The sequence below is a fragment of the Amycolatopsis sp. VS8301801F10 genome, assembly GCF_046195355.1.
Classification (GTDB): Bacteria; Actinomycetota; Actinomycetes; order Mycobacteriales; family Pseudonocardiaceae; genus Amycolatopsis.
Genome location: NZ_CP176065.1, coordinates 8,784,451 through 8,800,281 on the forward strand (window position 1 = coordinate 8,784,451; position 15,831 = coordinate 8,800,281).

Below are 15,831 nucleotides of genomic sequence, written 5' to 3' on the forward strand. Positions count from 1 at the left end.
GGCCAACCGTTGGCAGTCCGCCAGCTACTTCGCCGCTGGGACGTGCGCGCTCACCGACATTGTCGGCAGGTAGACCAGCGCGTCGAAGGCCTGCACGACGTCGACCTTCGTGAACATGTGCGCGTGCCGCATGCTCGACGGTCCGGTCAGTCCTCGCACTCGGTCTGGCCGCAAATCGACCACGCACGGATCCGCGCCGGTCAAAGCCGCTTCGACGCTGCCCTCGACGGGCGGCTCCAGTTCCTGTCCATAGACCCGGAACCCGAGACGCTCGCTCTCGTCCGGTTCGAGGCCGGTGGTCGTGCCGGTGCCCGCGGTCAGGCCGAGGGCGAAGTAGTCGTCGCCGAACTCCTCGGCGAGGTGCGTGCCCGCGGAAGGGAACGTCATGGTCGGCAAGGCGGCGAACGGCACTCGCTGGAGGTGTCCGTTGTGGACCATCACCACGATTTTCTCGCCTTCGCCATACAGCTTGCGAAGCAGCTTCACTGTCGAAGCCATGTACGTGTCGCGAGACGACCCCTGGACTGACGGTGCTGTTCCCGCCATCATCGCGCTCAGCTCACGCAGGTACGTGTCGACGCGAAGCGCGCCAACCGCGTGGTGTTCCGCAATTGCGTACCGGTCCGGGTCAGTCCGTTGCCGATAAACTGGCGACAAAGAACGAAGGTGCGCCACGAGCGTGGTCAACGCAGCCGTGGCCGCGTCCCGCTCCGCGGCGGCCATTGCCGCATAACGGCCAGGCGCGACCGCGTTGCTGACCGCCGAATACGGCTCGGAGGCGGTGATCGCGGCGTCGACCAGCGGAAGAACCTCCGGATCGACCTCCTCCACGAAGCCGCGGACGATCCGCAACGCCGGCTGCGGTGAACCGCTCGAGCTGGGCAAGTCGAGTCCGGAGTAGCGGAGGCCGCCATGGCTGCGCATCCAGGTCAGCATTTCATGCACCTCGACCGAATCGCCGAGGGAAAAGGTGAACCCTTCTCGTGCGACCTCGGCGACCGTGCCGGGACCACCGCTCAGCCACTGCTGCACCAGGTCGCCCTCGGCGAATCCCGATTCGAAGCCGAGCACCGTGAACCCGTGATCCTCGACGAGGCGGCGGAGCAACCGGGTGCGCAGTTCGCCGAACTCGCGGATGTGGTGGTTGTTCTCGCCGATCGCGACGATGCGCGCGTCACCGATCAGGCTGGTGATCGAGGCGACGTCGCCATCCAGCGGCGAACGGGTGCTCAGCGGTGTCATACTGAGGACACTAATGCAACAGGGGTAGCGATTGGCAACCGAGTTACCAGGGACCAGCCGGCCGGGCGGGCGCACGGAACGCACGCGCGTCGCCGTTTTGCGGGCGACGCTCGATCTGCTGGCGGAGGTCGGGTTCACCGAGCTGACGGTCGAGGCCGTCGCCGAACGATCCGGCGTGCACAAGACGACGGTTTACCGACGGTGGGAATCGATCGAAGGACTGGTCGCGGCCGCGTTGCGGTTCGGTGCCGGCGAACCGTGGAGCCCGGCGGACACCGGTTCGCTTGTTGCCGATTTGCGGCAAATGGCGTTGGACGTGGTGCACGCGTTGACCACTCCGGGGCCACGCGAGCTTCCGACCGCTGCGGTGCTGGCGGCGTTCCACTCGGAACGGGCAGCCGAGGCGTTGCAGGAGTTTTATCAGGACCGGCATGCCCGGGCCGCGGTGATCGTGGAGCGGGCGGTCGCGCGCGGAGAAATTCCGGCCGACACCGATCCGGACGAGGTGACGCGGACAGTGTGTGGGCCGGTGTTCTACCGGCTGTTCGTGTCGAGGGAACCGGTGTCGGAGGAGACGGCTGAGGTCGCGGCGGAGGCGGGGGCTGCGGCTGCTCGGGCGGGGGTCTTGGGCAGGCGGTTGCCGGGGAATGGCGACGGAGGTTGATTCCGGGGCTGGGCTGGGGGTTGTTGCCCGGGGCGGGTTAGGGGTCGTTGCCGGAAAATGGCGACGGGTGGAACGGGGCGGCTGGGGACGGCTCGTCTGTTGCCGCGGAACGGCGAAAGACGAGCGGGGCTGGTGGATGAGGTGGTTTCGGAATTGCCGCGAAACGGCGAACGTCCCGTGTCGAGCCGGGGTTGAGCATCTGTGCTCAGCGGAGGCGAGGCGGTTGGGGAGCGGTCTCGCAGGCTGGTGGCCGCTGGATGGCGACGAGGTCGAGCGTTCGGGTGGCGGATTTAGGAGATGGCGGCAGCACCTAGTGCCCGGGGTGTGCGCGGACTCGACAGTCGCCACCGAATGACGGCAACGCTGAGCAGGCCGAGGCGGGCAGACTCCGCAGTCACCGGCGAGTGGCGACAGCGCCGAACAGGCCGAGACGCGCGGACCGGGCAGTCGCCACTGAATGGCGACAACTCCGAGCGGCCCAGGCGCGCGGACCGGGCAGTCGCCGCCGAGTGGCGACAGCACCGAACAGGCCGAGACGCGCGGGCCGGGCAGTCGCCACTGAATGGCGACAACTCCGAGCGGCCCAGGCGCGCGGACCGGGCAGTCGCCGCTCAATGGCGACAACGCCAAGCAGACCGAAGCCAAGCAGACCGAAGCGGGCAGACTACGCAGACGCCATCGAATGGCGACAAAGCCGGGTGCCCGGAGGCGCGGACCAGGCAGTCGTCACCTAACGGCGACAACGCCGAGAACGTCGGGCTCGCGGACCTGGCAGTCGCCGCGAAACGGTGACGGGCGAAGCCTGTTTGAGGAACAGGGTGGCTAGGCAGTTGCCGCACAACGGCGACGGGCACAGCGCGCGCTTGAGGAACAGGGTTGGTGGGCAGTCGCCGCTCGGTCGCGGATCGTAGGGCTGTGGCTGCGTTCGCGACAACAGCGGGGACGGGACGGGGGCGGGTCGTCTGCCGGTGGCTGGATGCAGCGGTCGTCGGTAGGCGGCGGTTCGGCGACGGCGACGGCGACGGCGACGGCGACGGCGACGGCGACGGCGACGGCGACGGCGACGGCGACGGCGACGGCGAGAAGCTACCTAGGGAGCGAGACCGAGCAGTAGCTAACGAGAGCAAAGAGACAGGCGGCGGCACGAAGCAACGAAGCAACGAAGCAACGAAGCAACGAAGCAACGAAGCAACGAAGCAACGAAGCAACGAAGCAACGAAGCAACGAAGCAACGAAGCAACGAAGCAACGAAGCAACGAAGCAACGAAGCAACGAAGCAACGAAGCAACGAAGCAACGAAGCAACGAAGCAACGAAGCCTACTCCCCCAACACCACCCGATACCGGACCTCCTCCAACGTCACCGCCCCGTCGGACATCGTCTCTACCTTGGTCTTTCCGTCCGGGATCCACCCGGCCCGCTCGTAGAACGCGCGGGCTCTCGTGTTCGTCGACAGCACCCACAGCGTCACCGTCTCGAACTGGGTCGACAGGCTGCGCAGGCACTCCTCGTGCAGCGCACGGCCTGTCCTCCTGCCCCACTCGGACGGCAGGAGGTAGATCGATGACAGTTCGCCCGTTTTCGGGGTGGCGTCGTCGTCTCGGCTGGGGCCGAAGACTGCGAAGCCGGTGATCTCGTCCGCCGCCCGGGCCGTCAGGATGCTGTGCGGGCGGGAAGGGTCTGCCAGGTTCGAAGCCCAGAACCGTTCCCTCGTCTCGATCGACAGGGCAGACAGGAAGTCCTCCGGCAGCAGGCCTGCGTAGGCCGCTTGCCAGGAGGCGACGTGGACTGTTGCGATGCCTGCCGCGTCGGATGGGGTTGCGGGGCGGATTTCCGGGGCGGGCACCGGTACCTCCAGGGGGTCGAGCGGGCTTCTGGCAGTTCAGCACGAGAGCATGCCTGCTCGCACGTGATTTGCTCGGGCGGCCACAAAGGACAGTCAGGGGGAAAGTTCGGGCAAAGGGGTCCGGGAGTTCAGGCATCGCCGCCTCGTCTCGGCGGCGGCTGGGGGCATCGGCCGATAGCCTCGTCGGATTGGCGGATCATGCTCCGCTCCTTCGTCCTGCCCGTGCGCACCAGGAAATGGGACAACCGATGACCAACCCGTTGATCGCACCGGTCAAGGAGACGTCGGCGATGGCCGGGGTTCCGTTGCTGGAGGACGCGACCGGCCTCAAGACCGCGATCGAGAGCAAGAACTGGGCGGCCGTCGCGATCGGGGCGGTGGGGACCGCGCTGGATGTGCTCACCGCGGTGATGGATCCGTTCGGCGCGATTTTCGCCGCGGGGGTCGGGTGGCTGATGGAGCATGTCGGGCCGTTGAAGGAGGCGCTTGACGCGTTGACCGGCAACGCGGACGAGATCAAGTCCCAGTCGGAGACGTGGACGAATGTCGCCAAGGAGCTGGAGAGCGTTTCGGCGGAGCTGACGGAGCTGGTCAAGAAGGATCTGCAGGACTGGCAGGGCGAGGCGGCCGACGCCTACCGCAAGAAGGCCGAGGACACTTCCGCGTTGATCGCCAGTGCGCAGAAGGGCAGCGAGGGCGCGGCGAGCGGGGTGAAGACCGCGGGGGAAATCGTCGCCGCGGTGCGGTCGTTGGTTCGGGACACGATCGCGGATCTGGTCGGGCACTTGATTTCGTGGGCGTTGCAGGTGGTGTTCACGCTCGGGATCGGGATGGCCTGGGTGGTGCCGCAGGTGATTTCCGCGGTGGCGAAGACGGCTTCGAAGATCACGCAGGTCACGACGAAGCTGGTGAAGGCGCTCAAGGCGCTGATCCCGCTTCTGAAGAAGGCCGGGACGCTGTTCGCGGACGCGGGGAAGGCGTTGAAGGGGCTCAAGGGCGGCAAAACCAAGCCTAGCCCCAAGCCGAAGGACATCAACGTCAAATCCGGGGACAGCGCCCGGTCGCATCCCGGCGGGGACGAGGGCACGCATACCTCCAGCGCCGGAAGCGCCGGCGGAGGCACCCGCGGGCACCACGGCGATTCCGGCAACACGAACGGCAACCACGAAAACAGCGGGCAGGACGGCCATACGTCGGTCTCCGGCAGTTCCGCCCCAGGCGGAGGCGGGAACGGCGGCGGCTCCCGGTCGCTCGACAAACAGGGCGAGAACTCGCGCGGCCTCGACAACATCTGCACCACCGGCGATCCGATCGACGTCGCCAGCGGCCAGATGGTGATGGCCGAGACCGACGCGACCTTCCTCAGCGCGCTGCCGATGGTCTTCGAGCGCACGCACTTCTCGTCGTTCCGCGCTGGCGGCTGGCTCGGCCCGGCTTGGGTGTCCACTTTGGACGAGCGGATCGAGGTGCACGAGGACCAGGTGTGGTTCGCCGGCGCGGACGGGATCGTCCAGGCGTTCCCCCGCCCCCGCGGCGACCAGTGGGTCGCCGCCGAGCACGGGCCCGCGCGGTATCTCGCTGAGGAACCCGGCGGCGGGTTCGTCCTCGAAGACCGCGAAAGCGAGCGGGTGCTGACCTTCGAGCGAGGCTCCGGCCCGGTCCGGCCGATCCGTTCGATCAGCGGCCGCGGCAAGGAGCACATCCACTTCCAGCGCGACCAGCACGGCACGCCGGTCGCGATGCGGCACAGCGGCGGCTACCTGATCCAGATCGCCACCGAAGGCGGGCTCGTGACCGGGCTGTCCACGGTGACCGGCGACGGGGACGAGGTGCCGCTGGTCCGTTACGGCTACACCGACGGCAATTTGACCGAGATCGTCAACGAATCCGGCCTTCCGTTCCGCTACGCCTACGACAGTTTCGGGCGGATCGTCGAATGGACCGACCGCAACGGCGAGTGGTACCGCTTCCGCTACGACCGCGAGGGCCGGGTCGTGCGCACCGAGGGCTCCGGCGACTGCCTCACCGTCACCATGGACTACGACCTGGCCGCGCGGATCACCCACGTCGTCGATTCGCTGGGCCGTCGCAGTGCCTACCACCTGAACGAAACCGGCCGGGTCGTGCGCGAAGTCGACCCGACGGGCGCGGCGCGCTCCTACGAATGGGACGCGCTGGACCGGCTGGTCGGCGAAACCGACGAACTGGGCAGGCGGCGGACCTACCGCTACGACGAGATGAACAACCTGGTCGCCCTCCAGCGGCCGGACGGCACGGAATTGACCATCGAGCGCAACGATTTCGGCCAGGCGGTCCGCATGGCCGAGGCACCGGGCGTCGAAACCCGGTGGGAATACGACGAACGCGGCAACGTGACCCGCGTCGTCGAACCGGGCGGCGGAGTCACCAGCTACACCTACGACGAGTGGGGGCACGTCGCGTCGGTAACCGATCCGAACGGCTCGACGCTGACCGTGGTGTCCGACGACGCGGGCAATCCGATCACCGTCACCGACGCCCGCGGCGCGACGACTGCCTATGCCTACGACTGTTTCGGCAGGCTTTCCGCGATTGTCGATCCGAACGGCGCGACCGAGGAATTCGGCTACACCGTCGACGGCGCGCTCGCCTGGCACCGGCTGCCGGACGGGTCGACGGAGGAATGGCGCTACGACGGCGAAGGCAACAACCGCCTGCACTCCGACGCCTCCTCGGCGCTCACCCAGCGGGAGGTGACCCACTTCGACCTGGTCTCGGCCGAGATCCGGCCGGACGGCACCCGGCTCGAATACTCCTACGACACCGAACTCCGGCTCACCGCGGTGACCAACGAACAGGGCCAGGTCTGGCGCTACGAATACGACCTGGCCGGCAACCTCTCCCGCGAGACCGACTTCGGCGGCGCTTCCACGTCCTACGGCTACAACGCCGCCGGCGAGCTGACCGAAATCCGCAACGAGGCGGGCGAGGTCGTCACCCTGCTCCGCGACGTGCGCGGCAACATCGCCGAGGAGATCGTCGAAGGACCGTCCGGGACCCTGCGCACCCGCTTCGAGTACGACGTCCTCGGCGAACTCGTCGCTCTCGACGACGGGACGACCCGCATCGAGTACGCCCGGGACGCGGCCGGCCGGATCGTCGGCGAAACGGTCAACGGCCGCACCGTCCGCTCCGAATTCGACTCCTCCGGCAACCAGACCCGGCGGCAGACGCCGTCCGGAGCGGAAAGCGTCTGGGAATACCGCGAAGCCGGAGTCCCGGCCGCGGTGCGGGCCGCGGGCCGGACCACCCGGTTCGAGTACGACCGGGCGGGCCGCGAAACCCTCCGCGCGTTCGGCCAGGACGCGGCGATCGTCCGCTCCTGGACCCCTGCCGGACGGCTCGCCCGGCAGGCGGTGCGGTCCGCGAGCGGCGAATTCGGCCAGGACCGGCAGTACCATTACCGACCCGACGGCCTCCCCGACCGGATCGACGACCGCACGGCCGGATCGCGCTGGCTCGCGATGGACGTCCGGGGCCGGGTGATCTCGGTGCGCGCCAGGGGCTGGAACGAGCAGTACGCCTACGATCCGACCGGACGGCTCGTCGACGCCGACTGGCCCGCGCCCGAGGACGAGGACCGGCGCGGCAGGCGGGCCGGACCCGCTTCGGTGATCACCGAAGCCGGCGGCGTCCGCTACACCTACGACCAGGCCGGCCGGATGCGCACCCGGCGGCACGAGGACGGCCGGACCTGGACCTACGCCTGGGGTCCGCTGAACCGGCTCGTCGCGGTCGAGGTCCCGGACGGCACGGCCTGGCGCTACACCTACGACCCGCTCGGCCGCCGGATCCGCAAGGAACACTTCGCCGCCGACCGGAGGACGCTGCTCGAACGCGTCGACTTCGCCTGGGACGGCGAAACACTGGCCGAGGCGACCAGGTCCGGCCCGAACACCGCCGAAACCACGGTGTGGGACTACGAACCGGATTCCTTCGTGCCGCTGCTGCAGCGCCGGCGCACCGGTTCCGCGGACCAGCACCGCGTCGACGAGCAGTTCTTCGCCATCGTTGCCGAACCGTCCGGCACGCCGACCGAACTGCTCGACGAACGCGGCGAGATCGTCTGGCAGGCCCGCAGCAGCCTGTTCGGCGTGGTGGTCGCCGAGTCCGGGGAAACCGGGATCCCGCTCCGCTTCCAGGGCCAGTATTTCGACGAGGAAACCGGGCTGCACTACAACTTCCACCGGTACTACGACCCGGTGCTCGCCCGCTACCTCAGCCCGGACCCGCTCGGCCTCGGCGGCGGGCTGGACCCGCACGCCTACGTCAGCAACCCGCACGTCTCGGTCGACCCGCTCGGCCTCGTCGGCGGGTCCTGCAACACCTCCCGCGGCCTCGGCGGCGGGCAGGGCCCCGGCGGCGGTTCCCAGCGCGGCCGGAGCCGCCTGCGCACGCCCAGCCCCGGCCCGAGCGGGGAGCGGCGGGTGCGGTCCCCCGGCGGCCGGGTCTACCAGGAGGGGCCGCCGACCATCGCGGCCGGCGCGCGCAGGCGCGAGCACTACGGCTACAAGAACCTGTCGCACCGGCATTCCAAGATGCGGCCGCTGTTCGAGCAGCACGCGGTTTCGCCGCCGCCGACGTTCCGCAGGCGCGGCGAGGACACGAAGTGGTACATGGACCCGAGGCGGCGCTACCAGACGTACGACTACCTGGGCAATCCCACCGGCATCGTCCGCAGCCACAGCAATGTCGTGATGGGCCACAACCCGTCGGCCGGAACCCACTTCAACCAGACCGGCATTCACCAGACTCCCGCGCAGAACTTCGCGCACAACTCCGACGTCCGGATCTTCAAGCACCTCGAACCGGCGAAAGCCTCCGCCGCGAGCGGATCCCAGGAGCCCAGGTTCAAGGCCCCGGACCCGTCGAACTCCAACCGGGTCTACTGGGACAAGAACCAATCCGGCTACGTGGGCAATCCGGAACACGACTGGGATCTGGTGCCGCCGAAACCGAGCCGGTCCTCCGGCGGCGGCAGTTACGGAGGCAGCTACGGCAGCAGCAGCCATGGCGGGAGCTACGGCGGCAGTTACGGAGGCGGCAGCAGCGGCCGCAGGAATCGCGGCTACGACTCCGACGACGACCTCTACGACGCCTGACGCACCGCGAAACCCGCCGCCACCAAGCAAAAGGCGTGGCCCGGAAACCCCCGGGCCACGCCTCAGCCGAAACCAGCGCGTCAGCTCTTCTCCAGGTACTCCGCCCGCTCCAGGTCGACCACGTCGGCCACCATCTGCGCCAGGCCCGGCAGGGAAGCCAGCTCCGGATCGCCCGCCACCAGCTCCTGCGCCTGTGCCCGCGCCTCAGTGATCAGGTCCTCGTCGCGCAGCAGCGACAGCAGCTTCAGCCCGGACCGCTTGCCCGACTGGGCCGCGCCGAGGATGTCGCCCTCGCGGCGCAGCTCCAAGTCCAACCGGGACAGTTCGAACCCGTCCGTGGTGGACTCGACCGCGGCCAGCCGTTCGCGCGTGGACGTGCCGTCGAGGGTTTCCGTGACCAGCAAGCACAATCCGGGCACGCTCCCCCGCCCGACGCGGCCGCGCAGCTGGTGCAGCTGGCTCACGCCGAAGCGGTCGGCGTCGAGGATGACCATCGCCGTCGCGTTGGGGACGTTCACGCCGACCTCGACCACCGTCGTCGCGACCAGCACCTCGATCTTCCCCGCGCCGAACGCCCGCATGACGGCGTCCTTCTCGTCGGTCGGCATCCGGCCGTGCAGCGCGGCGATCTTCAACCCCTTCAACGCGCCGTTGGCGAGGTCCGGCGCGACGTCCAGCACCGCGAGCGGCGGGCGTTTGTCGCTCTTGTCCGACGGAGGTTCGTCGCCGATCCGCGGGCACACGACGTACGCCTGGTGTCCCTTGCCGACCTCCTCGCGGACCCGCTGCCACACCCGGTCGAACCACGCCGGTTTCTCCGCGACCGGCACGACCGTCGTCTTGATCGGCGAGCGGCCGACCGGCATTTCGCGCAGCGCCGAGATTTCCAGGTCGCCGTAGACCGTCATGGCGACCGTGCGCGGGATCGGCGTCGCCGTCATGACCAGCACGTGCGGACTCGTCGAATCGGCCCCGCGGGAGCGCAGCGCGTCCCGTTGCTCCACGCCGAACCGGTGCTGTTCGTCCACGACCACGAGCCCGAGATCGGCGAACTGCACGGTGTCCTGGATCAGCGCGTGCGTGCCGACGACGATGCCCGCCTCGCCGCTTACCGTCTCCAGCAACGCTTTCTTGCGTTCCTTCGCGCCCATCGACCCGGTGAGCAGCGTGATCCGGGTGGCTTTCTCGGCCGCGCCCAGCTCGCCCGCCATGCCGAGGTCGCCGAGCATTTCGCGCAGTGAGCGCGCGTGCTGCGCGGCCAGCACCTCGGTGGGCGCGAGCATCGCCGCCTGCCGCCCGGAATCGACGATCTGCAGCATCGCCCGCAGCGCGACCACCGTCTTGCCGGAACCGACCTCGCCCTGCAGCAACCGGTTCATCGGATGCTCGGTCGACAGGTCGGCCGCGATCTCGTCGCCGATCGCGCGCTGGCCCGCGGTGAGGTCGAACGGCAGCCGCTTGTCGAACGCGTCGAGCAGGCCGCCGTCGACGTGCGGGCTCGCCTTCGCCGGACGCGACACCGCGGAATGCCGCCGCTGCGCGAAAATCAGCTGCACGGCCATCGCTTCGTCCCACTTGAGCCGGTGCCGCGACGACTCCAGGTGCGCCCAGTCCTCCGGACGGTGAATGCCGCGCAGCGCGCGCTCGAGGCCGGGCAATCCGTGCCGCTTGCGCAGTTCCTCGGGCATCGGGTCCTCGCCGACCTCCAGCACGTCCAGCACCTGCCGCACGCATTTGGCGATCGACCACGTCGGCATGCCTTGCGCCGCCGGGTAGACCGGGATGATCTCGGCGAGGAAGTTGTCGACCGCCTCGGCCTCGCGTTCGGCGTCGAGCAGTTCGTACTCCGGGTTGGCCAGCTGCAGCGTGTCCCGGAACGCGGTGACCTTGCCCGCGAACAGGCCGGTTTTGCCGGGGACCAGCTCCTTCTCGCGCCACGTCTGGTTGAAGAACGCGCACGCGAGCCGCCGCTTGCCGTCGGTGATCACCATGTCGAGGATGGTGCCGTTGCGGGATTTCATCCGGCGCTTGCTGATCTTCTCGATCCGCGCCAGCACGGTCGCGTGCTCGCCCAGTTCCAGTCCGGCGATGTCGGTCAGCTCGCCGCGTTCGGCGTACCGGCGCGGATAATGGCGCAGCAGATCGGAAACCGTCTCGATGCCGAGCGCGGTCGACAACGCCTTCGCCGTTTTCGCGCCCAGCAGAAGCGGGAGCTTGTCGCGAAGCCCGGCCATGATTATTCGACCCCCATCAGCAGCACAGCGTCGCTTTGCCCGCCGGCGTAACTCGTCAACTCCACCTCGGGGTGTTCCAGCCGCAGTTGCTCGGCGAGTTCGGCGGCCACCCTCGGCGGTGCGTCCGCCCCGCTCAGCACGGTGACCAGCTCGCCGCCGAGCGCCAGCATCCGGTTCAGCACGCTGACCGCGGCCGCGACGAGATTCGTCGCCGACGCCGGGGCGGGCTCGATCAGCACCACCTCGTCGTCGACCAGGCCGATCACGTCGCCGGACTGGGCCCGGCCCACCCAGGTTAGCGACTCCTCGTGCGCGATCCGCAGCTCGCCACGCCTGGTCGCGGCGGCCGCCTCGGCCATCGCGACGACGTCGTCGTTGACCCGGCGGCCGCTGTCGTGCACCGCGAGCGCGGCCAGCACCTGCACCGGCGACGCGCACGGGATGACCACGACGTCGCGCTCGCCCGCCATCGGATGCCCGGCCGCGGCGTCGGCGGCCGCGGTGAGGTCCGGTCCGCCCGGCAGGACGCTGAGATGCTGTCCGGCCGCCTCGTTGAACAGCCCGATCATGTCCTCGACGCTGGGGAGTTCGCCGTCGGGCACCGCCAGCACCGCGACGCCCTCGGCCCGCAGCAGTTCGGCGAGCCCGCCGCCGCGCACCACCGCGACCACGGACCGGTCGAGGCCGCCTCCGGGTTCGATCGGCGTCGGCGTGCGCAGCGGTTCGACGCGGATCTTCCGCGGCCGGCCCAGCTGCAGCCCGGCTTCGATCGCCGCGCCGATGTCCGCGCAATGGACGTGCACCGCGTGGCTGCCCGAACCGTCGCCGGCCACGGTCACGCTGTCGCCGAAGCCGCTCAGCTCCTTCCGCAACGCGGGCAGGCGGGCTTCGTCGATCTCGTCCAGCAAGTACATGACCTCCCACGCGTACGGCGCCGGCTCCGGCAGCGAAGCGACCGCCTTCAGGTCGTGCCCGGGGTCCACGGGTTCGCCCGTGATCACGCCGGCCAGCGCGTCGAGCACCGCGACCAGACCGCGGCCTCCCGCGTCGACGACCCCCGCCTTGGCCAGCGCGGGAAGCTGCTTGGGCGTCTCCTCCAAAGCCGCCGCAGCCACCGTGACGACCTCGCGCGCGACCTCGGGCAACGTCCGCGTCGAGCCCCGGACGGCGGCGGCCACGGTGTGCAGGACGGTCAGCATCGTCCCGGCGACCGGCCTGCTGACCGCGCCCGTGGCGGCCTGGTCCGCCTGCCCGAGCGCGGCGGCGAGACCAGCCCCGTCGAGGTCCCCGCCGGCGGCCGCCCAGTCGGCCATCCCCCGCATGACCTGGGAGAGGATCACGCCCGAATTGCCCCGCGCGTGCGCCACCGCCCCGCGTGCCAATGCGGCCAGCGCCTCGGCCGCGCCGTCCGGTTCCGCCGCGGCGAGCGCCTCGTGCGCGCCGGTCATCGTGTACAGCAGGTTGGAGCCGGTGTCGGAGTCCGCGACCGGGTAGACGTTGATGCCGTCGATCGCCCCGCGCAGCCTGTCCAAGCTGCGCACCGAAGCCGCCGCCCAGCCCCGCACCGCCGCCGCGTCCAGCACCCGCACCCCGTAACCTCCTAGCCGGTCCCCGCGAGGGTAACGACCCCGCGGCAAGGCCCCGGAGACCACTCGTTACTATGGTCGAGTTGCCCGGCCCGTTCGGGCGCGCATTCTTTGTCCCATATCCAGAGGAGTTCGACGTGGCTGCCGTGTGCGACGTCTGTGGCAAGGGACCCGGCTTCGGCAAGTCGGTCTCGCACTCCCACCGGCGTACCAACCGCCGGTGGAACCCGAACATCCAGGTTGTGCACGCGAAGGTCGGCGTGTCCCAGCGCAAGCGGCTCAACGCCTGCACCTCGTGCATCAAGGCTGGCAAGGTCGTCCGCGGGTAGCGACAACGTGAAGGATGGCGAGTGCTCGTGGAGAGCACTCGCCATTTTTTGTCGCTACGTGTCTTCCGGGGGTCGAACCCCCGGGCCCCCGCCAGGGGGCAAGCCCCCTGGACCCCCGCGTGGGGTCACCTTCGGGGTAAAGCTGCAGGAAAAGGGGCGGGTGCTTCGGCACCCGCCCCTTTTTCGTCACCTCAGGAAGTCCGCCAGCACCCCGCGCAGGGTCTCCGGCGCGTTCAGCACCCCGTGATCCTGCCCGGGAATCTCCTCCCACCGCCCGTGCCCGACCGCGGCCGCGACGGCCTTCGCCGACGACGTCATCCACGCCTCCCCAGCGCCGCCGGACAGGGACAGCACCGGGACGGTGATCGCCGCCAGCCGGTCCGTCGGCAGGTGGTTGCCGCGGCCGCAGACGGTCAGGTCGTACGGCAGGGTGTGCGCCAAGCCGACGAACCAGCCCCACACCGGCGCGGCCTTCATCGACTCCACGATCTCCTTCGGCGTCCCGGTGCCCTCGACCAGGAACAGCTCGACCGCGCCGTCCCGGTCGTCGTCGGCGAGCCGGGCGCTGACCCGGTCCACCAGGTCTTCGGCGGGACGCGGGCGGTCGCCGACGACGAACGGCGGTTCGTACACCGCCGCCTTCGTGATCGGCAGGCCGCGCGCCGCCGCTTCCAGGGCCAGGATCGCGCCGGACGAGTGCCCGAACACCGCGGCCGAGCCGCCGACGGCCTCGATCAGCACTTCCAGGTCGTCGATCTCGCGCTCGACCGCGTAGACCTGCGCGTCGCCGCTGTCGCCGCGGCCTCGCCGGTCGTAGGCGATCGCGGTGAAACCGGCGTCGGCGAGCACCGAGGCGAGCCCGGCGACGGTCGTCCGGTCGTTCACCGCGCCGCCGACCAGCAGCACCGGCGAGCCCGAGCCGTAGGTGTCGAAGGCGATCGGGGTGCCGTCGGCGGACGTGACGGTGGCGGTCATGGTTTTCCTCCAGGGTTTCAGCCGGTGCTTACCCTGGTGGTCGGAACCGGCCGCCGGAACGGGACACGCCGCGTCAGGGAAGTTTCCAGTCGAGCGGTTCCGCGCCCTGCTGGACCAGAAGCTGGTTCGCCCGGCTGAACGGACGCGACCCGAAGAACCCGTTGCGCGCCGACAGCGGGCTCGGATGCGCCGATTCGATGCACGGCACGTCGCCGAGCATCGGCCGCAGGTTCCGCGCGTTGCGGCCCCACAGGATCGCCACCAGCGGGCCGCCGCGCGCGGCGAGCGCCTTGATCGCCTGCTCGGTGACCTGCTCCCAGCCCTTGCCCTGGTGCGAGTTGGACTTGTACGGCTGCACGGTGAGCGACCGGTTCAGCAGCAGCACGCCGCGCTCCGCCCACGGCGTCAGATCGCCGTTGGACGGAGTCGGGTGGCCCAGATCCTCGCAGTACTCCTGGTAGATGTTGATCAGGCTCTTCGGGATCGGCCGCACGTCCGGGGCCACCGAGAAGCTCAGCCCGACCGCGTGCCCGGGGGTCGGGTACGGGTCCTGGCCGACGATGAGCACGCGGACGTCGTCGAACGGCTGCTTGAACGCGCGCAGCACGTGCTCGCCCGCGGGAAGATAAGTGCGGCCCGCGGCGATCTCGGCGCGGAGGAACTCCCCCATCGCGGCGACCTGTGCGGCCACCGGCTCAAGGGCTTTCGCCCAGCCGGCTTCGACGATTTCGTCCAGCGGTCGTCCAGTCACGGCCCGCGAGCCTAGCGCCACGTGCCGGGCGTCACTGTGGCGGGTCCAGCCTGCGCAACTCGGCCCGGAAGCGGGCTCCGCGCCGGACATAGGAATCCACCACCGCGGCGATCTGGTCTTCCGAAAACGACTTGTTCGGCCGCGTTTTCGCCGGAACTCCCAGTGCGATCTCGCCGGTGCCGACCGTCGATTCGTACGACAGCACCGCGCCCGCGCCGACCATCCCGCCGTCCTCGATCACGCTTCCGTTCAGCACCACCGAACCGGACGCGATGAGGCAGCCGGTGCCGATCTTCGCGCCCTCGATGTGCACCGAATGCCCGACCGCCGACGACGGGCCGAGGATCGTCGGATGCCGCGCGGTGCAGTGGATGACGCAGCCGTCCTGCACGTTCGAGCGGTCGCCGATCTCGATGTACCCGTGGTCGCCGCGCAGCACCGTCTGCGGCCAGACCGAGGCGCGCGCGCCGATCCGGACGTCGCCGATCACGGTGGCGTCGGGATGGACGTAGGCGTCCGGGTGGATCGTCGGGACCAGGTCGCCGAGCGCGTAGATGGCCAATGCCGCCTCCGGGTCAGTAGTCGGGCGCGAGATCCTTGCCGTAATACCGGCTTTCGGACAGATCGCCGTAATAACCGAAAGCCGGGATCTCGGCATAGCCCGACGAACGGTAGAGGGCGATCGCCTCCGGCTGCTCGGTGCCCGTCTCCAGGACCACCCGGCGCCGTCCGGCGGCGACCGCGGTGCGTTCCAGTTCGGCGAGCATCGCGCGGGCGAAACCGCGGCCCCGCGCGGATTCGACCACGTACATCCGTTTCAGCTCGACGTCGCCGGGCCGGAACGTCGGCTCGGGACCGTCGTGCGCGCGCCACGCGCCGGACGCCACCGGCACGTCGTCCAGGTAGCCGACCAGGAACAGGCCCCGCGGCGGCGCGAACTCCGCGGGGTCCATCGGGGTCTCGTCCTCGGAGCCGTAGCGGCGCACGTACTCCAGCTGCACCTCGGCCATCAGCTTGGCGGCGTCGGGATGGTCGAAGGCCACGACACGGATGTCCACGGTGC

The 15,831-nt window shown here is 69.8% G+C and carries 11 protein-coding genes; 3 read left to right on the forward strand and 8 right to left on the reverse strand.

Going from position 1 to position 15,831, the window contains the following annotated elements:
* Window positions 1–24: 24 nt before the first annotated feature.
* The gene (locus tag F9C11_RS40270; protein WP_409182571.1) at window positions 25–1,242 is read right to left on the reverse strand and encodes an erythromycin esterase family protein; all 1,218 of its coding nucleotides are present in this window, start codon (window positions 1,240–1,242) and stop codon (window positions 25–27) included.
* 31 nt (window positions 1,243–1,273) lie between these two features.
* On the opposite strand from F9C11_RS40270, the gene F9C11_RS40275 reads away from it, so the two are divergent.
* The gene (locus tag F9C11_RS40275; protein WP_409182572.1) at window positions 1,274–1,906 is read left to right on the forward strand and encodes a TetR/AcrR family transcriptional regulator; all 633 of its coding nucleotides are present in this window, start codon (window positions 1,274–1,276) and stop codon (window positions 1,904–1,906) included.
* Window positions 1,907–3,224: 1,318 nt separating this feature from the next.
* Here F9C11_RS40275 and F9C11_RS40280 read toward each other — a convergent pair.
* Window positions 3,225–3,752 (reverse strand): GNAT family N-acetyltransferase, encoded by a 528-nt coding sequence (locus F9C11_RS40280; RefSeq protein WP_409182573.1) that lies wholly within the window; start codon window positions 3,750–3,752, stop codon window positions 3,225–3,227.
* A 248-nt stretch (window positions 3,753–4,000) separates the two neighbouring features.
* Here F9C11_RS40280 and F9C11_RS40285 point away from each other — a divergent pair, with 248 nt between their 5' ends.
* A complete protein-coding gene (locus F9C11_RS40285; RefSeq protein WP_409182574.1) occupies window positions 4,001–8,893 on the forward strand; it encodes an RHS repeat-associated core domain-containing protein in 4,893 nt (1,630 codons plus the stop codon).
* 80 nt (window positions 8,894–8,973) lie between these two features.
* Here F9C11_RS40285 and recG read toward each other — a convergent pair whose 3' ends face one another.
* The gene (gene recG / locus F9C11_RS40290) at window positions 8,974–11,127 is read right to left on the reverse strand and encodes an ATP-dependent DNA helicase RecG (protein WP_409182575.1); all 2,154 of its coding nucleotides are present in this window, start codon (window positions 11,125–11,127) and stop codon (window positions 8,974–8,976) included.
* 2 nt (window positions 11,128–11,129) lie between these two features.
* Window positions 11,130–12,716: a DAK2 domain-containing protein gene (locus F9C11_RS40295; RefSeq protein WP_409182576.1), complete on the reverse strand. Its 1,587-nt coding sequence runs from the start codon at window positions 12,714–12,716 to the stop codon at window positions 11,130–11,132.
* Window positions 12,717–12,850: 134 nt separating this feature from the next.
* Between F9C11_RS40295 and rpmB the strand changes: the two genes are divergently transcribed.
* Entirely contained in the window at window positions 12,851–13,042 is a 192-nt protein-coding gene (rpmB, locus tag F9C11_RS40300; protein ID WP_009074135.1) for a 50S ribosomal protein L28, read from the forward strand.
* Between the two features lie 186 nt (window positions 13,043–13,228).
* On the opposite strand, the gene F9C11_RS40305 is transcribed toward rpmB, so the two are convergent.
* The 4 genes from F9C11_RS40305 to F9C11_RS40320 form a co-directional block, all read right to left on the reverse strand.
* The gene (locus tag F9C11_RS40305) at window positions 13,229–14,017 is read right to left on the reverse strand and encodes an alpha/beta fold hydrolase (RefSeq protein ID WP_409182577.1); all 789 of its coding nucleotides are present in this window, start codon (window positions 14,015–14,017) and stop codon (window positions 13,229–13,231) included.
* A 73-nt stretch (window positions 14,018–14,090) separates the two neighbouring features.
* Entirely contained in the window at window positions 14,091–14,768 is a 678-nt protein-coding gene (locus F9C11_RS40310; protein WP_409182578.1) for a uracil-DNA glycosylase, read from the reverse strand.
* 31 nt (window positions 14,769–14,799) lie between these two features.
* Window positions 14,800–15,330, reverse strand: coding sequence for a gamma carbonic anhydrase family protein (locus F9C11_RS40315; protein WP_409182579.1), 531 nt, complete (start codon window positions 15,328–15,330; stop codon window positions 14,800–14,802).
* Between the two features lie 13 nt (window positions 15,331–15,343).
* Window positions 15,344–15,826, reverse strand: a complete 483-nt coding sequence (locus F9C11_RS40320) for a GNAT family N-acetyltransferase (protein ID WP_409182580.1) — start codon at window positions 15,824–15,826, stop codon at window positions 15,344–15,346.
* Window positions 15,827–15,831 lie beyond the last annotated feature (5 nt).

Excerpts from the sequence above, each read along its gene's own strand:
- recG (WP_409182575.1), bottom strand. The coding sequence starts at position 11,127 with ATGGCCGGGCTTCGCGACAAGCTCCCGCTTCTGCTGGGCGCGAAAACG.
- F9C11_RS40285 (WP_409182574.1), top strand. The coding sequence starts at position 4,001 with ATGACCAACCCGTTGATCGCACCGGTCAAGGAGACGTCGGCGATGGCC.
- F9C11_RS40305 (WP_409182577.1), bottom strand. The coding sequence starts at position 14,017 with ATGACCGCCACCGTCACGTCCGCCGACGGCACCCCGATCGCCTTCGAC.
- F9C11_RS40270 (WP_409182571.1), bottom strand. The coding sequence starts at position 1,242 with ATGACACCGCTGAGCACCCGTTCGCCGCTGGATGGCGACGTCGCCTCG.